At 73.1% G+C, this 20,933-nt stretch carries 18 protein-coding genes; 7 read left to right on the top strand and 11 right to left on the bottom strand.

What is annotated here, in order from left to right; all coding sequences use genetic code 11:
- Positions 1-39: 39 nt before the first annotated feature.
- A complete protein-coding gene (gene glnT / locus GXW83_RS23220) occupies positions 40-1,407 on the bottom strand; it encodes a type III glutamate--ammonia ligase (protein ID WP_182444989.1) in 1,368 nt (455 codons plus the stop codon).
- 171 nt (positions 1,408-1,578) lie between these two features.
- Here glnT and GXW83_RS23215 point away from each other — a divergent pair, with 171 nt between their 5' ends.
- Positions 1,579-2,262: an SDR family oxidoreductase gene (locus tag GXW83_RS23215; RefSeq protein WP_182444988.1), complete on the top strand. Its 684-nt coding sequence runs from the start codon at positions 1,579-1,581 to the stop codon at positions 2,260-2,262.
- A 117-nt stretch (positions 2,263-2,379) separates the two neighbouring features.
- Positions 2,380-4,134, top strand: a complete 1,755-nt coding sequence (locus tag GXW83_RS23210; RefSeq protein ID WP_182444987.1) for a tryptophan halogenase family protein — start codon at positions 2,380-2,382, stop codon at positions 4,132-4,134.
- A 107-nt stretch (positions 4,135-4,241) separates the two neighbouring features.
- Here the strand turns inward: GXW83_RS23210 and metK are convergent, their stop codons facing one another.
- From metK to GXW83_RS23195, 3 genes are all read right to left on the bottom strand, one after another.
- Entirely contained in the window at positions 4,242-5,462 is a 1,221-nt protein-coding gene (metK, locus tag GXW83_RS23205) for a methionine adenosyltransferase (RefSeq protein WP_182444986.1), read from the bottom strand.
- A gap of 120 nt (positions 5,463-5,582) precedes the next feature.
- A complete protein-coding gene (locus tag GXW83_RS23200; RefSeq protein ID WP_182444985.1) occupies positions 5,583-6,473 on the bottom strand; it encodes an NAD(P)-dependent oxidoreductase in 891 nt (296 codons plus the stop codon).
- A gap of 67 nt (positions 6,474-6,540) precedes the next feature.
- Complete coding sequence (locus GXW83_RS23195) at positions 6,541-6,900, bottom strand: antibiotic biosynthesis monooxygenase (RefSeq protein WP_182444984.1); 360 nt, start codon at positions 6,898-6,900, stop codon at positions 6,541-6,543.
- A 217-nt stretch (positions 6,901-7,117) separates the two neighbouring features.
- On the opposite strand from GXW83_RS23195, the gene GXW83_RS23190 reads away from it, so the two are divergent.
- Positions 7,118-8,338: an NAD(P)/FAD-dependent oxidoreductase gene (locus GXW83_RS23190; protein ID WP_182444983.1), complete on the top strand. Its 1,221-nt coding sequence runs from the start codon at positions 7,118-7,120 to the stop codon at positions 8,336-8,338.
- Positions 8,339-8,419: 81 nt separating this feature from the next.
- On the opposite strand, the gene GXW83_RS23185 is transcribed toward GXW83_RS23190, so the two are convergent.
- From GXW83_RS23185 to GXW83_RS23175, 3 genes are all read right to left on the bottom strand, one after another.
- Complete coding sequence (locus GXW83_RS23185; RefSeq protein ID WP_182444982.1) at positions 8,420-9,172, bottom strand: SDR family NAD(P)-dependent oxidoreductase; 753 nt, start codon at positions 9,170-9,172, stop codon at positions 8,420-8,422.
- Positions 9,173-9,254: 82 nt separating this feature from the next.
- A complete protein-coding gene (locus GXW83_RS23180; RefSeq protein WP_182444981.1) occupies positions 9,255-10,604 on the bottom strand; it encodes an NAD(P)/FAD-dependent oxidoreductase in 1,350 nt (449 codons plus the stop codon).
- 58 nt (positions 10,605-10,662) lie between these two features.
- Positions 10,663-11,952, bottom strand: a complete 1,290-nt coding sequence (locus tag GXW83_RS23175) for a lysine N(6)-hydroxylase/L-ornithine N(5)-oxygenase family protein (protein WP_182444980.1) — start codon at positions 11,950-11,952, stop codon at positions 10,663-10,665.
- A 269-nt stretch (positions 11,953-12,221) separates the two neighbouring features.
- Between GXW83_RS23175 and GXW83_RS23170 the strand changes: the two genes are divergently transcribed.
- Positions 12,222-12,743 (top strand): flavin reductase family protein, encoded by a 522-nt coding sequence (locus GXW83_RS23170; protein WP_225447198.1) that lies wholly within the window; start codon positions 12,222-12,224, stop codon positions 12,741-12,743.
- A 101-nt stretch (positions 12,744-12,844) separates the two neighbouring features.
- Here GXW83_RS23170 and GXW83_RS23165 read toward each other — a convergent pair whose 3' ends face one another.
- The 4 genes from GXW83_RS23165 to GXW83_RS23155 form a co-directional block, all read right to left on the bottom strand.
- The gene (locus tag GXW83_RS23165; protein ID WP_182444979.1) at positions 12,845-13,609 is read right to left on the bottom strand and encodes an SDR family NAD(P)-dependent oxidoreductase; all 765 of its coding nucleotides are present in this window, start codon (positions 13,607-13,609) and stop codon (positions 12,845-12,847) included.
- Between the two features lie 89 nt (positions 13,610-13,698).
- Complete coding sequence (locus tag GXW83_RS23160; protein ID WP_182444978.1) at positions 13,699-14,892, bottom strand: cytochrome P450; 1,194 nt, start codon at positions 14,890-14,892, stop codon at positions 13,699-13,701.
- 133 nt (positions 14,893-15,025) lie between these two features.
- Entirely contained in the window at positions 15,026-15,409 is a 384-nt protein-coding gene (locus tag GXW83_RS34365; protein WP_225447197.1) for a glycosyltransferase, read from the bottom strand.
- Positions 15,322-16,218 (bottom strand): nucleotide disphospho-sugar-binding domain-containing protein, encoded by an 897-nt coding sequence (locus GXW83_RS23155; RefSeq protein ID WP_225447196.1) that lies wholly within the window; start codon positions 16,216-16,218, stop codon positions 15,322-15,324. The genes GXW83_RS34365 and GXW83_RS23155 overlap by 88 nt, the downstream gene beginning before the upstream one ends.
- A 178-nt stretch (positions 16,219-16,396) precedes the next feature.
- On the opposite strand from GXW83_RS23155, the gene GXW83_RS23150 reads away from it, so the two are divergent.
- The 3 genes from GXW83_RS23150 (at position 16,397) to GXW83_RS23140 (ending at position 20,905) form a co-directional block, all read left to right on the top strand.
- Entirely contained in the window at positions 16,397-17,107 is a 711-nt protein-coding gene (locus GXW83_RS23150) for a TenA family protein (protein WP_182444977.1), read from the top strand.
- Positions 17,108-17,266: 159 nt separating this feature from the next.
- Positions 17,267-19,126 carry an asparagine synthase (glutamine-hydrolyzing) gene (gene asnB, locus GXW83_RS23145; protein WP_182444976.1) on the top strand — a complete coding sequence of 620 codons (1,860 nt, stop codon included), beginning with the start codon at positions 17,267-17,269 and terminating at the stop codon, positions 19,124-19,126.
- Positions 19,127-19,225: 99 nt separating this feature from the next.
- Complete coding sequence (locus GXW83_RS23140) at positions 19,226-20,905, top strand: MFS transporter (protein WP_182444975.1); 1,680 nt, start codon at positions 19,226-19,228, stop codon at positions 20,903-20,905.
- Positions 20,906-20,933: the final 28 nt, after the last annotated feature.

Raw genomic sequence — 20,933 nt, 5'->3', positions numbered from 1 at the left:
ACGGTCGCGCTGCGCGCCGGAACCGGTTGCGCGGCGCTGTCAGAACATCAGGTAGCGGTCCAGCTCCCAGCCGGTGACCTGGCGGTGGAACGCGTTGAACTCGGCCCGCTTGACCGAGGCGAAGTAGTCCGCGTAGAGGCCGCCCGGCACCTTGCCCAGGCCCTCGCGCAGGACCCCGTCCCGGACCAGTTCGTCCACGGCGTGCAGCAGCGTGGGCGGCAGCGGGCGCAGCCCGGCCCGCAGGCCGGCGGCCTCCAGGTCGCCGGTGACCGGGTCGCCGGGGTCCGCGCCCCGGGCCATCCCGTCGGCGCCGGCGGCGGCGATCCCGGCGATCGCCAGGTACGGGTTGGCCGCGCCGTCGACGCAGCGGATCTCGATCCGGCCGCCGTCCGGGATCCGCACCAGGTGGGTGCGGTTGTTCCCGCCGTAGCTCGCGTATCCCGGCGCCCAGCTGGAATGTGACTGGGTGTCAGCTCCCGCGCCCAGCCGCTTGTAGGAGTTGACGGTGGGACAGGTCAGCGCCATCAGGCCGGGGGCGTGCTCCAGCAGCCCGGAGATGAAGCTGTAGCCCAGTTGCGACAGGCCCATGCCCCTCGGGTCGACCGGATCGGCGAACAGGCTGGTGTCGGTGTCCCGGTCCCACAGCGAGACGTGCAGGTGCAGCCCGCTGCCGGTGAGGTGGGTGAACGGCTTGGGCATGAAGGTGGCGACCAGGCCGGCCCGGTGCGCCGCCATCTTGGCGAGGTGCCGGAACACCACCACCCGGTCCGCGGTGCGCAGCGCGTCCGCGTAGCCGAAGTTGTGCTCGAACTGCCCGTTGGCGTCCTCGTGGTCGTTGGAGTAGTTCTCCCAGCCCAGCGCGTCGACGGCCCGGCTGACGGTGGCGAGGTGGTCGAAGGCCCGGGTCGCCGCATTGGCGTCGTAGCAGGGCGAGTCGGCGGTGTCGAGCTCGTCGGCGACCGCGATCGAGCCGTCCTCGGCCCGGCGCACCAGGAAGTACTCGGGCTCGGCGCCGACCTTCAACTGCCGCCCCTGCTCGGCCAGCAGCTCGAGCTGGCGGCGCAGGATCCAGCGGGGCGCGTACGGCCACGGCTCGCCCTGGACGTAGAGGTCGCACTGGACGATGCCCAGGCCCTCCTGCAGCGGCGCCTTGACGTACGAGGTGACGTCGGGGATCGCCACCACGTCGGGGTCGGCCGAGGACTGGCCGAGGCCGTCGGCGGCGTTCCCGGCGAAGCCCAGGCCCTCGGCCAGCAGCCGGTCCAGGGTGCGCACGGGGGCCAGCTTCGCGCAGGGCTTGCCCTGCAGATTGACGAACATGACCAGCAGGAACTCGATTCCGTCCCGGGCCACGGCCCGGGCGAGCTCCTCGGCGTTCTTCGGTGGCGCGGTTGGCAGCACCGTCATCGTGCCCTCCAGGGTGGGAAGTTGTGGCACTTCGTGCGCCCAGCGTCTCCGGCTGGACTCGCGCGGTGCTCGAACGGCTCTGCTCGGCGGCGCCTGCACCAGCGGGATTCGAGCCGCGCCGGGCAGCATGGGTCCGACGGCGGACGAGCGCGTGCACCCCAGGAGGAACAAGTGGCCCAGCAGCGGACAGTGCTGATCACCGGAGCCAACCGCGGCCTCGGCCGCGCCGTGGCGGCGGAGCTGCACGGGCGCGGCCTGCGGGTGGTGCTGACGGCGCGTCACGGGGAGGAGGCGGCGGAGGCCGCCGCCGCGCTCGGCGCGGGCGCCACCGGCCAGGCGCTGGACGTGACGGACGCGGAGAGCGTCAAGCAGGCCCGGGAGCGGATCGGCCCGGTCGACGTGCTGGTCTCCAACGCGGGTGTGCTGCTGGACAGCGGGACCGATCCGCTGACCGTCCCGCTGGAGCTGGTGCGGCAGACGCTGACCGTCAACCTGCTCGGGGCCTGGCAGGTCGCGCAGGCCTTCGTGCCCGACATGGTGGCGCGGGGCTGGGGCCGGGTGGTCTTCGTCTCCAGCGGCACCGGCTCGTTCAGCAACGGCCTGTTCCGGTCCAGCCCGGGCTACTCGGTGTCCAAGACCGCCGTCAACGGGCTGACCCAGATGCTGGCCGCGCAGACCCTGGACTCCGGGGTGCTGGTCAACGCGGTCAACCCGGGGCCGACCCGGACCCGGATGATGCCGGGGGCGACCCGCACCGCCGAGGAGGCGGCCCGCGACATCGCCGACGCCGCCACCCTGCCGGACGGCGGCCCGACCGGCACGTTCCGGCGCGGGGAGCAGACCTTCGACTGGTGAGCACGACCTCCATCCCGGTTCCAGTCCGCCTCCAGCGGCCCTTATCAGACTGCTGCGGGCAGGTCCCCGCAGACAGGCTGGGACGCCCCGCAGTCGGATGGGAATGGGGAGTGCCGAATGGACCACAAGATTCTGGCCAGTGGACTGGGGCCGGAGGAACGCAACGCCCTGGACAGGCTGCTGGAGTCCTTCCCGGAGCAGGACGCGGCAGGCGTCAGGGACTGGCTGCCGGGCAGGGAGGGCAGCGCGACCGACCCGCTGGCCCTGCTCGGCGCGCTGGCGGCGACCGGTAGCGACCTGCGCCCGGCCGAGGAGGGCGACCCGCGCGGCATCCGCCGGATCGGCGTGATCGGCGGCGGCACCGCCGGCTTCCTGACCGCGCTGGCGCTGAAGGCGCAGCGGCCGTGGCTGGACGTCACGCTGATGGAGTCCAAGTCCATTCCCATCATCGGCGTGGGCGAGGCGACGGTCTCCTACTTCACCCTCTTCCTGCACCACTACCTGGGCATCGACGCCGCCGAGCTGTACGAGCGGGTGCGGCCGACCTGGAAGCTGGGCATCAAGTTCGACTGGGGCCCCGGGAAGGACGCCTTCATGGGCCCCTTCGACTGGTCCGCCGACTCGGTCGGCCTGGTCGGGGCGATCCGCACCGGCGGGTCGATCAACGGCTCGACCCTGGGCTCGGCGATGATGCAGGCCGACCGGGCGGCCGTGTACGACGTGGACGGCAGCCCGCTGTCGCTGATGAAGTACCTGCCGTTCGCCTACCACCTGGACAACGGCCGGCTGGTCGCCTACCTGCACGAGCTCGCGGAGCGCCGCGGCATCCACCAGGTCGAGGCGACCCTGGACGACGTGGTGCTCAGCGACGACGAGTGGGTCGACCACGTGGTCACCACCGACGGCCGCGAGCTGTCCTTCGACCTCTACGTGGACTGCACCGGATTCCGCTCCCGGCTGCTGGGCACGGCGCTGAAGACGCCCTACAAGAGCTTCGGCAGCACCCTGTTCACCGACTCCGCGGTGACCGGCAACATCGACCACGGCGGCAAGATCGTCCCCTACACCCAGGCCACCACCATGAACGCCGGGTGGACCTGGCGCATCCCGACCCGGGAGAACGACCACCGCGGGTACGTCTACTCCTCGTCGGCGATCTCCGACGACGAGGCCGTGGACGAGTTCACCAAGCGCTTCCCCGGCATCAGCGAGCCGAAGCAGGTGCGGTTCCGCAGCGGCCGGTTCGAGAAGGCCTGGCGCGGCAACGTGGTGGCGGTCGGCAACTCCTACGGGTTCGTGGAGCCGCTGGAGTCCACCGGCCTGCTGATGATCGCCACCGAGGTGCTGACCCTGGTGTCGACGCTCCCGGCCTCCTGGTCCGACCCGCAGCCCCGGGACGCCTTCAACGTCGGCCTCGGCCAGAACTGGGACGCCATCCGCTGGCTGCTGGGCATCCACTACCGGTTCAACACCCGCCTGGACACGCCGTTCTGGAAGGAGTGCAACGCCTCCGCCGACGTCTCCGGGTTCCAGCCGCTGCTGGACCTCTACGCGGCCGGCGCGCCGCTGTCCCGCCGCAACGCGCTGGTGCAGGACCTGGCCAACCGGGTCGCGCCGTCCTTCTTCGGGCTGTTCGGCATCGACTACCTGCTGCTGGGCCAGCAGGTGCCGACCAGGCTGCTGGACCTCGGCGAGCCGCTGGAGCAGTGGCAGGCCAGGAGCCGGGCCGCAAGCAGCCTGGTGAGCCGGGCGCTGCCGACGCGGGCGGCGCTGGAGGCGTTCGACGCCTTCCCCGAGCTCAACCAGCAGCTGCTGACCGACGCGGACAGCTGGGCCGGGCCGGACATCGCCCGGCGCATGGGCCTGCTCTGACAGTTCGGGCCCGCCGGTTCCGCGCGCCGCCCGCAGCGGCGCCGGAGCCGGCGGGCCCTCGGCCGTGCGGCCGGACCCGCCCGCAGGCGGGTCCGGCACCGGGGCGGTCAGCCCCGGACGGCGGCGCGCAGCTTCTCCACCCGGTCGGTGCGCTCCCAGGCGAGGTCCGGCAGCTCCCGGCCGAAGTGGCCGTAGGCGGAGGTCTGGGCGTAGATCGGGCGCAGCAGGTCCAGATCGCGGATGATCGCGGCCGGGCGCAGGTCGAACACCTGGGGCACGGCGGCCTGGATCGCCTCGACCGGCACGGTCTCGGTGCCGAAGGTCTCCACGAACAGGCCGACCGGGGCGGCCTTGCCGATGGCGTACGCGACCTGGACCTCGCAGCGGCGGGCCAGGCCCGCGGCGACGACGTTCTTGGCGACCCAGCGCATGGCGTACGCGGCGGAGCGGTCGACCTTGGACGGGTCCTTGCCGGAGAAGGCGCCGCCGCCGTGCCGGGCCATGCCGCCGTAGGTGTCCACGATGATCTTGCGGCCGGTCAGCCCGGCGTCGCCCATCGGACCGCCGACCTCGAACCGGCCGGTCGGGTTGACCAGCAGCCGGTAGCCCTCGGTGACCAGCTCGATGCCCTGCTCGGCCAGGGCCCGCAGCTCCGGCTCGACCACGGACTCGCGGATGTCCGGGGTCAGCAGCGAGTCCAGGTCGATGCCGGGGGCGTGCTGCGAGGACACCACCAGGGTGTCCAGCCGCACCGCCCGGTCGCCGTCGTACTCGATGGTGACCTGGGTCTTGCCGTCCGGGCGCAGGTACGGGATGGTGCCGTTCTTGCGCACCTCGGACAGGCGCCTGGCCAGGCGGTGCGCCAGGGCTATCGGCAGCGGCATGAGCTCGGGCGTGTCGTCGCAGGCGTAGCCGAACATCAGGCCCTGGTCGCCGGCGCCCTGCTGGTCCAACTCGTCGGTGCTGCCCAGCTCCTGGGCGGCGTGGCGGGCCTCGTAGGCGTCGTTCACGCCCTGGGCGATGTCGGGGGACTGCGCGCCGATGGAGACCGACACCCCGCAGGAGGCCCCGTCGAAGCCCTTGGCGGAGGAGTCGTAGCCGATGTCCAGGACCGCCTCCCGGACCAGGGCGGCGATGTCGGCGTAGGCGCTGGTGGTGACCTCCCCGGCGATGTGCACCTGGCCGGTGGTGATCAGAGTCTCGACCGCGACCCGGGAGGCCGGGTCCTGCCGGAGCAGCGCGTCCAGGATGGAGTCGCTGATCCGGTCGGCGATCTTGTCGGGGTGGCCCTCGGTGACGGACTCAGAGGTGAACAGGCGAAGCGACACGGTTCCTCCAGATTGACGTCGGCGGCCCGGCCGGGATGCTGCTCGGGCCGCGGTGGGCGGTGCGTTCGCGCAGCCGCGGGACGGACGGCGCTGCGCGGGGCGTCAGCGGTGCGCTGGGCGTCAGCGGTGCGCGGGCGGCTGCGCGTGCGCGTGCGCGTGCTCGGCGATGACGGAGGCGTCCTTGTCCCCGTCGCCGGCCGCGACCACCCCGGCGAAGCGCTCCCGCACGGCCTCCAGCACCGGCAGCCCGACCCCGGCCTCCCCGGCGGCGGTCACCGCCAGCCGCAGGTCCTTCTCCATCAGCGCCGAGCGGAAGAAGGCCGGCTCGTAGCTGCCCTTGCGCATCAGCTCGGCCCGGAAGCGCATCACCACCGAGCTGAAGCCGCTCCCGGCGATCGAGGACAGCAGCTGGTCCCGGTCCAGCCCGGCCTCCACCCCGTAGGCGACGGCCTCGGCCAGCGAGGCCACCTGGGCGCCGAGCAGCAGGTTGAAGATCAGCTTCACGGTGGTGGCGGTGCCGGGCGCGCCGGTCGGCACGACCTCCGAGCCGATGGTGTCCAGGATCCCGCGCACCTCCTCGACGTCGGCCTCCGCGCCGGACACGTAGACCCGCAGCTCTCCCGCCCGCGCCTGGAACGGGTTGCCGACCACGCAGGCCTCGACCCGGCGCAGTCCCAGCGCCTGGAGCCGGGCCGCGGCCGACCGGGCGTAGCCGGGGGAGACCGTGGAGGTGTCCACCACCAGCGCGCCCGGCTCCAGGACCGGGACCAGCTGCCGGAAGAGGACCTCCTCGACCGCCGCCTCGTCGCTCAGGCTGAGCAGCACCACCCGCTGCCCCCGGGCCGCCGAGGCCGCGTCGGGGGCGCTCCGGGCGCCCAGCGCGACCAGCGGCTCCGCCTTGCGCGCGGTGCGGTTGTGGACGCTGAGCGTGTATCCGGCCCCGATCAGGCAGTGGGCCATGCCGCCGCCCATGTTGCCGAGGCCGATGAAGCCGATCTCCGTGGTGCTCATGACTCTCCTAGGTCGTGGTGGTGCCCCGGGCCGCTGCTGCGGGGCCGGGGCGGACGGTGGGTCGGGCTCATGCCCGGGCGAGCGCCGCCCCGGCGCCCGGCAGCTGGTACACGACCTCGGTCAGCGACATCCCGCCGCCGGTGCGGAAGGGCTTCAGCCGCCGCCGGTGCTCCACATGGGCCGCGCTGTGCTCGAACGTGTGGAACTGGGCCTTGCTGCGCCAGTCGGTGATGACGTAGTAGACGCCCTGCTCCTCGACGCTGCGGACGAGCGCCTGGGCCAGGTTGGCCGGCTCCTCGGCGATGAGCGCCCCCACCTCCAGCCAGACCTGCTCGAACTGCTGTGCCAGCTCTGCCCTGACCTCCATGCGCAGGATCACGCGGAAGGGCAGGGCGGTCCGCGTGTCGGTGCCCTCGTCGACGTCCATGCCACCGTCCCGATCGTTGCTCGCGCCGCCGGCCGGGCCCGGCGGGTCGTCGGCGGAACGATCGCAGGGCCGGATCGAGGACAGCTCAAGGCGGTGTGCACGGGCACGCGGGCGCGCCCGGTACGCCGCCTCAAGACCGGCTCCAGCGCTTTCCGAGCGGGCGGCCGCACGGTGGCAGCCCGCCCCATGTGCCGGTCGGTCTAAGGAGAAGGTGTCGATGAGCAAGCGGACCAGCCCACCACCCCTGCGGGTCCTCGTCGTCGGCGGCGGCATCGGCGGCCTGTGCCTCGCCCAGGGGCTGCGCCAGGCCGGGGTCGACGTGGCCGTCTTCGAGCGGGACGCGTCCGCCGACGGCCGCCGCCAGGGGTACCGGCTGCGGATCAGCCCCGAAGGGGAGCGCGGGCTGCGCGCCTGCCTGCCGCCCCGGCTGCAGCAGCTGCTGGTGGCCACCTCCAACGAGCGCGACGACAGCGGCCTGGCCGCCTACGACGAACACCTGGTCGAGCAGTGGGCCCCGAGCTTCGAGGACCCTCGCTCCGGCTCCCCCGACAAGGTGGACGCGGTCGACCGGGTGACGCTGCGCCGGATCCTGCTGACCGGGCTGGGCGACACCGTCCGGTTCGGCCGGAACTTCCAGCGCTGCGGGACCGGGGCCGACGGCCGGGTCACCGCGTACTTCGAGGACGGCAGCACCGAGACCGGCGACGTGCTGGTCGCCGCCGACGGGGCCAACTCCCGGGTCCGCGCCCAGCTGCGCCCGTCCGACCTGCCGGAGGACCTCGGGGTGCGGACGGTGTTCTCCCGGATCCCCCGGGAGGCGGCGCTCGGCGCGGGGCTGCCGGAGGCGCTCCGGGACCGGTTCAGCTACGTGATCGGCACCGACGGGCACCACCTCGGGCTGATGCCGATGACCTTCCGCACCCCGCCGTCCGAGGCCGCCCGGCAGTGGCCGGAGGCCGGCCTGGTGGACACCGGCGACTACTACATGTCGGTCTTCAACGTGCACCTGGCCGACCTCGGCCTGGACGACGCGGCCTTCTTCGCGCTCGACGGCGAGCAGCTGTGCCGGCTGGTGGTGGACCGCACCTCGGACTGGCACCCGGAGCTGCGCGGGATCTTCCTCCACGCCCAGCCCGAGGAGACTTTCGCGGTGGCGCTGCGGGCCACCCGGCCGGTCGAGCCGTGGGAGACCGGCCCGGTCGTCCCGCTCGGCGACGCCGCGCACACCATGCCGCCCTCGGGCGGGGTCGGGGCCAACACCGCGATCCGCGACGCGGAGGCGCTCAGCTCGGCGCTGGCCGCCGTCGCCCGCGGGGAGCGGGAGCTGGCGGAGGCGGTGGCCGAGTACCAGAAGGCCATGGTCGAGTACGCCACCGAGGGCGTGGAGCTGTCGCTGCGGATCGCCGAGTGGTCGATCAGGAAGGCCGCCCGCGAGTAGCCCGGCCCCGGGCCCTGCCGGACGGCAGCGGCCCCGGGCGACGCCGACGGCGTCGCCCGGGGCCGCTCTCGCGTCGGCGTGTCAGCGGCCGCCGGCCGTGTGCACGACCTCGCCGTTGACGTTGCCGTTGGCCTCCGAGCAGAGGAAGACGATCAGGCGGGCCACGTCGTCCGCCGTGCTCAGCCGCCCGCTCGGGGTGTCCTGGGCGCTGCGGGCGATGATCTCCGGGTCGACCGCCTCCAGGCTCTCGGTGAGCGTGCCGCCGGGAGCCACCACGTTGGCGAGGATGCCGTCCCGGGTCCACATCAGGCCGCGGGCGAAGCCGTGCAGGGCCGCCTTGGCGGCGCTGTAGATCTCCGAGCCCGGGCTGCCGTGGTCGGCGGTGACCGAGGACAGCAGCACCACGCGCCCCCAGCCGCGCTCGCGCATGCCGCCCAGCGCGCTGCGGACCGTCAGCATGTGGCCCTCGACGTTGGCGCGCAGCTGCGGGAACCAGTCGTCCACCGAGAGGTTCTCGAAGTGCGGCAGCTGGTTGGGGTCGACCCAGCTGAAGGTCTGGGCGTTGGCGACGACCACGTCGATGCCGCCCCAGCGCTCCTCCACGGCGGCGACCGCCGAGGTGACCGACTCGTGGTCGTACAGGTCGAGCCGGTGCGCGGAGGCCCGCTGGGATCCGCCGAGCTCCTCGACCACGCTCTTGGCGTCGTCCTCGGCGGAGTGGTAGGTGATGGCGACGGACGCGCCCTCCTCGGCGAAGGCCTTGGCGGTGGCCCGGCCGATCCCCCGGGTGGCTCCGGTGATCAGGACGCGCCTGTCCTTCAGACCCAGATCCATGGGCAGTGGCTCCTTAACTGCGTTGGGAATTAACGGTGTTGCATAAGGTGGACAACTCTACGCGGGGTGGGCGGCCGCGCACTCAGTCCTCGCGGTCGCCGCCGCGGTAGATGTAGATGTCCTCGGCCATCTTCCGCTTCATCGACGGCACCCGCGCCGCCACGAAGAGGAAGGCCCGCATCCCGGCGAGGGCCAGCCGGCCGATGTACGGCTTGTGCACCGGCTGGTCGCCGCTGGTCTGCTTCTTGGACTCGATGACCGCCTCGAAGCCGTACTTGACCATCTTGGTCTCGTAGTCCCGCACCGCGTCGAGCAGCGTGGACCGGCCGTCGCGGAACGCGACGAGGTTCTTGGTGATCAGGGCGGCGTCGCGGAGCGCGGTGTTGGCGCCCACGCCCTGACCGGGCGTCATGGTGTGGATGGCGTCGCCGAGCAGCGTGACCGTGCTGGCCTCCCACTGCGGGATCGGCACCGAGGTGCGGATGTTGATCGGGAAGCAGGTGCTGGGGTCGCCCAGGCCGAACAGGGTGCGCAGGTCCTTGCTCCAGGTGGGGGTCATCTTCAGCACCAGCTCGATCAGGTCCTCCCCCCGCATCTTCATCACGTCGGCGGGGAACTTGTCGGTGGAGGCCCAGAAGCCCCAGTTGATGTAGTCCCGGGTGTTGTCGAACAGCATGCCGGGCCAGTGCTCGATCAGGTCCGCGTCGTTCCCGCCGATCCCGCTCTTCAGCTCGCCGTCGGCGCCCCAGGGGAACTCCATGGTGTGCAGGATGCAGGTCCCGCCCTTGGGGCCGAGCACCAGCCCGATGCCGTTGAAGACGTTCTCCGGCAGCAGCTTCTTGGTCTTGGGGGTGATCGGGACCTTGGCCGTGATGGAGATGATCTTGGCGTCCTCGACGCCGGCGTGCGGGAGGTACTGCCGGCGCACCCGCGAGGACGCGCCGTCGGCGGCGACCAGCAGGTCGCCCTCGGCGTGCGTGCCGTCCGCGAAGAAGGCGGTCACCCGGCCGTCTGGGCGCTGCTCGTAGTGGGTGAACTCCTTGTCGAACTCGACGACGTCCTCCATGCCGGTGAACAGCACCTGGCGCAGCGTCATCCGGCTGACCGACTTCTCGCCGTTGACGTCGTCCTCGGCCTGCCGCAGCGGGAGCTCGATGCTGGTCTTCAGCTTCTCGGTGAGCATGATGAAGTAGCGGGGCTCGCGGGCGCAGGTGGCGACGAAGGTGTCGTACAGCTCGGGCGGCAGGAGCTTCTTGAGCGAGCGGCTGCCGTCCGGGTCGATGCCGACGCGGTAGCCGTGCAGCCCGCTGGTGCGGGTCCGGTCGCGCTCGTAGACCGCGACGCTGATCCCCGCCCGCTTCAGGCCGTGGGCCAGGGCCATCCCGCCGGTGCCGCCCCCGATCACGATGACGTGGAACGGTGAGGTGGTCATGAGTGGTGCTCCCCTTTGTCTCTGAGAGGTGTGCGGTGGGTTCGGGCCGCGCCCGGGGTCACGCCCAGACGGTGTTCATCTGCTCGTCCCGGATGGCGAACGCCTGGCGCTCCAGCACCGAGTTGAGGATGACGGCCGAACGCACCGCCAGCAGGCTGAGGTTGGGGTCTGCCAGGCCGTGGCCGACCCTGCTGCGGTTCTGGACGTACATGCGGTTGGTCTCGGCGTGCTTCCAGCGGAGCGAGTAGTCGGAGTCGATGACCGGTTCGTCCCCGGCATCCAGCTCCATCAACCCGGCGAGTCGGGAGGAGATCGGCAGCGCGGCCTGCCGCCGTCCGGTCGCCAGCACCACGAACCGGGCGGCGTGCCGCTCGCGGCCGCCCCAGTCCCGCTCGCACCAGAGCGCGATGGAGCCGTGGCGCTCCGCGACCTCGACCACGTTGCGGCCCGGGAGCATCATCACCGGCGAGCGGCCCTCGCTCAGGAACGCCTCGTAGTTGGCCTGGTACAGCTGCTGCAGGGTGACCATCGACACCCCGTCGCTGGTCAGCGTCTGCTCGCCGACGTAGCGCGCGCGGATGTCCTCGGGCAGGCCCTGGAAGAAGCGCAGGTAGGTCGGGCGGTAGAAGTCGTTGGCCGAGGGCGAGTCGTCCATGGGTGCGAACCACTGCCGCCGGCCGATCCAGCGGATGTCCCGGAAGCCCCGCTGCATCAGGTGCAGCACGCACTCGGCGCCGGTCTGGCCGCCGCCCACCACGATCACCTGTTCGTAGGGCAGGCTGGACACGGTGGACAGGTGGGCCTCCAGGTGCTCCGCCAGGATCGCGCCGCCCGCCCCCAGACCCTCGAAGCACGCCGGGACCTCCGGCCGGGTGCCCAGGCCGAAGACCACGTGGTCCGCGGTGGCCAGCGGCCCGGAGGCCGAGGAGACCACGAACCGGCCGCCGGAGAAGTCGACCTCCGCGACCTCCGTCCCGTAGTTCACCGTGCCCAGCTGCGCCGAGGCCCAGGCCAGGTAGCGGGCGTACTCCAGCCGGGGGATCGCGTCGTACTGGGCGTTCAGGAAGGCGTAGATGCGCCCGGTGCTGACCAGGTAGTTGAGGAAGGACAGCGGGTTGCACGGATCGGCCAGGGACACCAGGTCCTTGATCCAGGAGGTCTGCAGCTGGGTTCCGGTGCGCAGCAGGCCGGGGTGCCAGGCGGGCCCCTCCCGGCGCTCGAACAGGGCTACGCCCCCGGGCACGGTGTTCGCGCCCAGGGCGGCCAGGCTGAGGTTGGCAGGCCCGGCGCCGAGCCCGACGACGTGGTGGTGCGGCAGTACGGATTGGGTTCCTTCTGGTATCTGCATGACAGCTCCTGTCACCATCGGTCCTCCACTGCGGCACCGTGTCGGCCGGCACACGGCCCCCGGCCAGCCATGATCGACGCGGCCCATGGAGCGGACCTGGAGCGGCAGTGGAGCGGCCTGCGGCCCGCGCCCGGCCGGTGCGTCGAGCCCACCCCGAGCCGAGCCCGAGCGGTACGGAGCAGCCTGCCTGCAACGGAGTCCGCGCCGTCCCGGTCCGGATCAGCGTGCGGCCGCCCGGCCCTCGGCGCCCGTCCACAGAAGGGCACACGGTGACCACTTCCTTCCCCAGCCCGCTCGCCACGGCGGCCGCTCCGGAGTTCCGTGCGCTGATGGCGCGCTTCCCCACCGGGGTGTCCGTGGTCGCCGCCTACGACGAGGACGGCGTCCCCCGCGGCATGACCTGCTCGGCCGTGTGCAGCGTGACGCTGGAGCCGCCGACCCTGCTGGTCTGCCTGCGGACCGGCAGCCAGACCCTGGCGGCGGTGCTGGCCTCCGGGCTGTTCACCGTCAACCTGCTGCACGAGCAGGGGCGGGAGGCCGCGGAGCTGTTCGGCTCCGGCGCGCCGGACCGCTTCGAGCGGATCCGCTGGCAGGACGGGCCCGGGCGGACCGGCCCCGGCCTGGTCGACGACGCGCACGCGGTGGCCAACTGCCGGGTGGCCATGGCGCACCCGGTCGGCACCCACACCGTGGTGTACGGGGAGGTGACCCGGATCGTGCTGGAGCCCGGCTGCCGACCGCTGCTGTACGGCATGCGCGGGTACGCGGGCTGGCCCCCGCCGCACCTCTGACCGGCCGCCGCGGTGGCCGCCGACGGCCGGTGACGGCCGAGGGTCCGGGTGGTGGGGCGTCAGGCCCCGCCGCCCGGACCCTCGGCCGTCCGGCCGGGCCGTCAGACCGACTTGAGCATGCCGGCGTCGATCAGCCAGTCCGTGCCGGTGGTGCTGGGCAGCCGGTCGGACGCCAGCAGCAGCACGATCGAGGCCACCTCCTCCGGGGCGATGATCTTGCCGGTGGTGAGCCCCATCCACTTGGGCACCGCCGCGACCAGGTCCTCCACCGACATGCCCATCCGCTCGGCCCGCTGCGGGCTGTTCCAGGTGTCGGTGAGCACCGGCCCGGGGGAGACCGTGTTGACCCGGACCCCCTGCGGCCCGAACTCCTCGGACAGCGCCTTGGTGAGGTTGGTCAGCGCGGCCTTGGCCGCCGAGTACTCCGCCAGCCGGGGCACGGCCAGGCGCCCGTTGACCGAGCCGATGTTGATGATCGACCCCCGGCTCTCCACCAGGCTCGGCAGGGCGGCCCGGATCGCCCGGACGGCGCTGAAGAAGTTCAGGTCGAAGCCCTTCTGCCAGCCGTCGTCGTCCAGGTCGAGGAAGCCGTTGGCGGAGACCGTGCGGCCGCCGACGTTGTTGACCAGGATGTCCAGGCCGCCGAAGGTCTCGACCGCGTGGGCGACCAGGCGGGCCGGCCCGTCGGCCTCGGTCAGGTCGACCGCCAGGGTGTGCGGGGTCGCCTCGCTCAGCTCCGCGCCGATGGTCCGGGCGCCTCCCAGCACCTCGACGCCCTCGGCGGCGAGCGCCTGGACGATGGCCAGTCCGATGCCCCGGCTCGCACCGGTGACGACCGCCCTCTTGCCCTTCAACTGCAGATCCATGACGTCTCCTTGGCTCTCGTGGCTCTCATGGCTGTTCGGTCGGGTGTGTGATCAGGTGTTCGATCGGTCGGCGGTGCGCCCGGGGCCGTTCACCAGGCGACGGGCAGTGCCTGCGGGCCGCGTACCAGGCCGCCCGTGCACCAGGTGATCTCCTCGGCCGGGACCGCCAGCCGCAGCGAGGGCAGGCGCTGCAGCAGCGCCCCCATCCCCACCTGGAGTTCCATCCGGGCCAGGGCCGAGCCGAGGCAGCGGTGCACCCCGTAGCCGAAGCCCAGGTGGGGGTTGGTCCTGCGGTCGAAGTCGACCTCCTCGGGGGCGTCGAAGACCGACGCGTCCCGGTTCGCGGAGGTCATCACCGGCAGCACGTACTCCCCGGCCCGCACGGTGATGCCGCCCAGCTCGACGTCCTCGGTGGCCCGCCGGGGGGATCCGGTGCTGACCCCCAGCGGGGTGTGGCGCAGCATCTCCTCCACCGCCGAGGGGATCAGTTCCGGGCTGTCGAGCAGCCGCCGGTGGTGGCCGGGGTGGGTCAGCAGGAAGTAGCTGAAGTTGGCGAGCTGGTCGGCGAGGACCTCGTGCCCGGCGATCAGGATGGTCACCGCGATCCCGACCAGCTCCTCGTCGGACAGCTCCGCCTCCGTCACCAGGGTGCTGAGCAGGTCGTCGCCGGGGTCGTGGTGCCGGCCCGCCACCAGGCCGACCAGGTAGCCGCGCAGCTCCTGACCGGCCTGGCCGATCTGCTGCGCCGTCAACTGGTGCAGCTTGGCGGCCAGGAACGACTCCGCCAGCTCCCGGAAGCGCAGCCGGTCCTTGGGCGGGACGCCCAGCAGCTCGCAGATCATCAGGATCGGCAGCGGCAGCGCGAACAGCTCCATCAGGTCGGCCGGAGCGCCGTGCTTCTCCACACCGTCCAGCAGCTCGCCGACGATCGCCTCGGTCCTGGGGCGCAGCCGCTCCACGCCGCGCACGGTGAAGGCCGCGGCCAGCCGCCGCCGCAGCCGGTCGTGCTCGGGGCCGTCCGAGGCCATCAGCAGGTTGGCCCGCTGGACGATCGGGAGCAGCCGGGGCTCGTCCGGGCCCACGGACTCCGCCCGGCTGAACCGGGGGTCGGTCAGCAGCGACTTGACGTCCTGGTGGCGCACCGCGAGGAAGGCCGGGCCTCCGTAGGGGAGTTGGACCGGGCACAGGCCGGGGGTGTCGCGCAGCCGCTGGAACTCCGCCTCCACGGCGAGCCCGGGGGGATCGCCGAACGGGAAGGCCAGGGGCTCGGGGGAAGTGCTCATCCTTCGGGACCTCTTCCTGGACGGATCTGACCGGGCCGACGGGCGCGGCCCGGGGGGTGCTTCGCCGACCTCTGCCGACCGTCGGCTGCCGACCGCGCCGACCGCGCCGACCGCGCCGACCGCGCCGACCGCGTCAGCCGACCGGGCCGGTCGACCGCGCCGCCCCCTGCTGCCGGACCAGCGCCTCCAGCTGCGTCGCCACCGCGGCGGGCGCGGGCTGCGCCAGCATCTCCTGCCGCAGCGCCCGGGCCGCGGCGCGCTCGGGGCCGTCCGCGAGCAGCCGTCGGACCTCGGCGGCGACCCGGGAGCCGGACGCCTCGTCGCGGGTGAGCACCTCACCGGCTCCGGCGGCCACCACCCGTCCGGCGTGCCCGGCGTGGTCCGGCAGCTGCGGGACGAGCAGCAGCGGCAGGCCGTGCCGCAGCGAGGTCAGCACCGTGCCCGCGCCGCCGTGCGACACCACCAGGTCGCAGTCGGGCAGCAGGTGGTCCAGCGGGGTGTCGACGGCGACCCGCACGTCCGGGGGAGCTCCCCGAGCAGCGGGCGCTGGCTCGCGGAGACCGCCAGCAGCACCTCGGCCCCGGTGGACGCCACCGCGCGGGCCAGCTCCCCGGCCAGGAAGAGCGACGGGTCCAGCCTGGCCATGGTGTGGCCCCAGGTGACGCACACCCGGGGCCGCGCCCCGCGCTCCGGGAGCGGCGCCGGGCGCGGCCCGGGGCCGTTGAAGGCGGTGTAGCGCAGCGGGATCCGCTGGTAGTCGGTGGCCACCTGGAGGCTCGCCGGGGTCGGGTCCACGGTGGCCGCGCCGTACGGGTCGAAGCCGGTCACCCCGAACCTGGCCGCCAGCGGCGCCAGGGCGTCCGGCAGCACCTGCCGGGCCCGGAGCATCAGGTCGGTGCCGTAGAGCAGCCGTACTGCGGGCACCCCGGCCGCGGCGGCGGCGATCGGTCCGGCGAGCGCCGTGGGCTCGAACACCACCAGATCGGGCCGCCAGTCCTTGGCCAGCTCCACCAGCCCGCCGGTCATCGACTCGGCGTGGGCCAGGAACATCTGCATGGCGCGCGGCCCGCGCCCGCCGCCCGGGGCCACGCCCACTCCCGGCGGCGCCCCGGCGACCGAGGGCAGCACGTACCCGCGGACCAGCCCCGCGGCGTCGACGTCCGCCCCGACCGAGGCGGCGGGCAGCCCCGTGCCGACGGTCTGCTCCAGCAGCTCCGGCTGGCTCGCCACCAGCACCTCGTGCCCGGCCGAGCGGAAGGCCCAGGCCAGCGGCACCAGTGCGTACAGATGCGACGGCCAGGCCCAGGTGGTGAACAGCACCCGCATGTCTCGCCCCAAACCTCTCACCGATCCGGCGTGCCGCCGCCCGGCTGGGCGGCTGCCGTCCGCCACCCTGTCGGGCGGGCCCTGTCTTTCCCTTGAGGGCCGCTTGAGAGCGGACGGCCGGGTGCAGGACCACCCCGGTTCGAGCGGGGATCGAGCAGCACACGGAACCCTCCGCAGCATGGTGATTCCCATCCCGGCCGGACCGGCCGGCACGGCACTGCGGGAGGAGCTCGGCGGGTTCGTGGCCGAGGGCGCCCGGCGCATCTGCACGCACCCCTACTACACGGGTCTGTGCGACGGCACGCTGCCGGGCCGGTCCCTCGTCCACTTCACCCTTCAGGACTCCTGCCACCTGCTGCCCAGCTACGGCCGGGCGCAGGCCCGCTGCTCCGCCCTCGCCCGCAACGGCAACCAGGCCCGGGTGCTGAGCCGGATGGCGACCAGCGCCCTGGAGGACGCGGAGGTCAGGCTGGACGGCTTCGCCAAGACGGCGGCCAGGCTCGGCCTGCCGCTGCCGACCGGACCCGCCGCCCCGGCGCCCGCCCCGGCGACGCTGGCGTACGCGAACTTCCTGACCGCCGCCTCCTCGACCTCGCTGGCGGCGGGGGTGGGCGCGGTGCTCCCGTCGGCGTGGCTCTACATGCTGGTCACGGACGACCTGCTGGTCAGGCACGACCCCTTCTCGCGCTACGCGGAGGAGGTCGAGAAGGCCCACCCGGGCGAGTTCTACCGGGGGATGCTGGGGGAGTTCCTCGACCTCGCCGAGGAGGTGGCGGCGGGGAGTTCGGCGGCCGAGCGCGCGGAGCTGGTCCGCCACGCCGAGCTGGCGGTCCGCTACGAGTGGGCCTTCGTCGACGCCGCCTGGCAGCTCCAGTCCTGGCCGTTCTGAGACCCGCAGTCGAGTGCGGCTTGAGCCGGTGTCCAGACCGGTGTTCCAGGCTGGCGGGGCATCGCGGCAGGTCGCAGCAGGCGTCCCGGCCACGGGTTCCGCAGGGGTGCTCGGATGGTCCGGACATCTCCAAGACCGAGATGAACAGAGGAGTTTCGTATGTGCGGTATCGCCGGCTGGGTGGATTTCGGGCGCGATCTGACCGAGGAACGGCTCACCATCGACGCCATGACCGACAGCCTGGGCAAGCGCGGCCCGGACGCCCGAGGCGTGTGGGTGGCCCCCCACGCGGCCCTGGGCCACACCCGCAACTCGATCATCGACCTGGCCGGCGGCGTGCAGCCGATGGCGGCCGAGGACAACGGCCGCACCACCGCCGTCCTCACCTACAGCGGCGAGGTCTACAACTTCAAGCAGCTGCGGTCCGAGCTGGAGGGGCGCGGCCACCGGTTCCGCACCCGCAGCGACACCGAGGTGGTCCTGCGCTCCTACCTGGAATGGGGCGTGGACTGCGCGCTCCGGCTCGAGGGCATGTTCGCCTTCGCGGTCTGGGACCAGCGCACCGAGGAACTGGTGCTGATCCGCGACCGCATGGGCATCAAGCCGCTGTTCTACAAGGCGCTCCCCGAGGGCCTGCTGTTCGGCTCCGAGCCCAAGGCGCTGTTCGCCAACCCGCTGGTGAAGGCCACCGTGGACGCGGACGGCCTGCGCGAGCTGTTCTCCACCGCGAAGGTCGCCGGCCAGAGCGTCTTCCGGGAGCTGCGCGAGCTGCCCCCGGGCCACACCCTGACCATCGGGCGCAAGGGCGCGAAGCTGCGCCGCTACTGGGCGCTGGAGGCGCGCGAGCACACCGACGACCTGGACACCACCATCGCCACCGTGCGCGGCATGCTGGAGGAGATCGTCACCCGCGAGCTGGTGGCCGACGTGCCGCTGTGCACGGCGCTGTCCGGCGGCATCGACTCCAGCTCGATCACCGCGCTCGCGGCGATCGCCCGGGCCGAGGCCGGGGACGAGGCGGTCCGCACCATCACCGCGACCTTCGTCGGCTACAGCGAGAACTTCCGCCCCGACGACCAGCGGGACACCCCGGACGCCCCCTACGCGGCCGAACTCGCCCGCCACGTCGGCGCCGACCACACCGACATCGTGCTGGGCACGGCGGACCTGATCGACCCGGCGGCCCGCGAGGCCGCCATCATCGCCCAGGACATGCCGACCATGCTCGGCGACATGGACACCTCGCTCTACCTGATGCTGCGGGCCACCCGCGAGCACTCCACGGTGGCGCTCACCGGCGAGACCGCCGACGAGATCTTCGGCGGCTTCAAGTGGCTGCACGACGAGGAGCTGGTGGGCCTGGACACCTTCCCCTGGATCGCGGCGGAGAAGCGGCAGCAGGGCAGCCGCAACGGCCAGGGCCGGGGCCTGTTCGGCGCGGGCTTCCTGGACAAGCTGGACATGTACGGCTACTACGCGGACAACTACCGGCAGACCCGCGCGGAGACCCCGCACCAGGACGGCGAGAGCCCGCGCGAGCACCGGATGCGTGAGCTGAGCTACGCCCACCTGTCGCGCTGGCTCCCGATGCTGCTGGACCGCGGCGACCGCCTGGCGATGGCCTCCAGCCTGGAGACCCGGGTGCCGTTCTGCGACCACCGGCTGGTCGAGTACGTCTACAACACCCCCTGGGAGTACAAGATCTTCGACGGCCGGGAGAAGAGCCTGCTCCGCGCGGCCACCAAGGACCTGCTGCCCAAGTCGATCCTGGACCGGCCCAAGAGCCCCTACCCGGTGACCCAGGACCCGACCTACACCCAGGCCCTGCACCGCGAGTTCAGCGCCGTGCTGTCCGACTCGAACTCGCCGATCCTGCCGTTCCTCGACGTCGAGGCGGCCTGGCAGGCCGTCAAGGACCCGACCGGGGTGGCCCACGAGTGGCACAGCCGCTCGAACATCGAGATGGCCCTCGGCTTCGACTTCTGGCTGCGGCACTACGGCGTGGAGATCGACGTCTGACCCGGCGTCAGCGCCCGGGCTCGGCGGGCCCGCACCACCCCGGAACCCGCCGAGCCCGCCCGGGGTCCGATCCGGACGGGCCCTGTGAGGAAGACCGCGATGAGTACGACCGCAACGAGCACCACTCTCGGATCCGAGGAGCTGTCACCGAGGCGTGCCTGGTGCACCTTCGCGGTGGTGCTCTTCGCCTCCTTCATGGACATGATCGACCTGGGCATCGTGAGCGTCGCGGTGCCCTCGGTCCAGCGCAGCCTGCACGCCGACTACGACACCGCCCAGTGGTTCGTCGCCGCCTACGCCCTGGCCTTCGCGGTGATGCTGATCCCCGGCGGACGGCTGGGCGACCTGTACGGGCGCAAGCGGGTCTTCCAGATCGGCGTCACCGGCTTCACCCTCACCTCCGCCGCCTGCGCGCTCGCCCCCTCGGCCGGGGCCCTGATCGCCGCCCGGTTCGTCCAGGGCGGCTTCGGCGCGTTGATGGTCCCCCAGGTCCTGGCCGTGCTGCAGGTGCTCTTCCCGGCCGCCCGGCGCGGGCCGGCCCTCGCCGCCTACGGCACCGTGCTCAACCTGGCGCAGCTCAGCGGGCCCGTCCTGGGCGGCGTGCTGACCACCGACAACGTCTTCGGCCTGGGCTGGCGGGCGATCTTCCTGGTCAACGTGCCGGTCGGGATCCTGGTGGTGGCGGGCACCGCCCTGCTGCTGCCGGAGTACCGCTCCGACCGGGGGGCGGGCCTGGACCCGGTCGGGGTGCTGCTGGTGGCCCTGCTGTCGGTGCTGGTCATCTACCCGCTGCAGCAGGGTCGGGCGGCCGGATGGCCGGTCTGGATGATCGCCGCCCTGGTCGCCGCCCTGCCGACCGGGCTGCTCTTCGTCCGGCACCAGCACCGGACGGGGCCTGCGGCGCTGGTGCCGCCCACGCTGTTCCGCAGCCGGGTCTTCATGGCCGGGATCGCCCTGCTGCTGCTGGTGTACTCCGGCATCTGCGCCGAGCAGATGATCGTGATCTGGGAGACCCAGGTGGGCCTGGGCTGGCCCGCGCTGCGCACCGGCGAGGCGACCATCGGCTGGGTGCTGGGCCTGGGCCTGCTGGGCGGGCCGGTGGTCGGGCTGGCGCAGAGGTTCGGCCGCCGCCTGCTGACCGCCGGGTGCCTGGTGGTGGCGGTCGGCTCGGCCGCGCTCGGCCGCTCCATGGCCCATGACGACCTCCGGTTCTGGCCGCTCTTCGGCTGGCTGACGGTGATCGGCCTGGGCCTGGGCCTGGTGGTGCCGATCCTGATCGACCTGGTGCTGTCCGGCATCCCGCGCCGTGACGCGGGCGGCGGCGCGGGCGTGGCCAACGCCGTGGTGTACCTGTCCTCGGCGATCGGCATCGGCGTGATCGGGCTGATCTTCTTCGGCCAGGTCGCGGCCGGCGGCGCCGCCCACGCCCGGGCCGAGCAGCCGCGGCTCGGCGCCGCGCTGCGCTCGGCGGGCGTCGCGCCCGGACCGGCCGCCGCCGACGGCGCCGCCTTCGACCGCTGTGTGCACGACCGGGCCGACTCGCTCGACCCCTACCGGCTCCCGGCCGACTGCCTGGCCGGTCCGGCGGCGGAACCGCTGGTGGCCCGCTCGGTCACGACCGCGCTGCGGACGGACTTCGGGGACGCCGCCGGCACCGGCCTCTGGTACCCGGTGGCCGCGTTCCTGGTCGCCCTGCTGCTGATCCGGCTGCTGCCGCCGTCCAGCGCCCCGGGCGCCGCCTCCGACATGGAGGACGGACCCGGCCCGGCCAGGGACTGACCGGACCGGGCCCGCGGCCCGTGCGACT

Origin of the sequence: Streptacidiphilus sp. PB12-B1b (assembly GCF_014084125.1) — a bacterium.
In the GTDB taxonomy this organism is placed as follows: domain Bacteria; phylum Actinomycetota; class Actinomycetes; order Streptomycetales; family Streptomycetaceae; genus Streptacidiphilus.
Note: the sequence above shows the minus strand (reverse complement) of the source record. Positions and strands in the feature narration are given on the sequence as shown.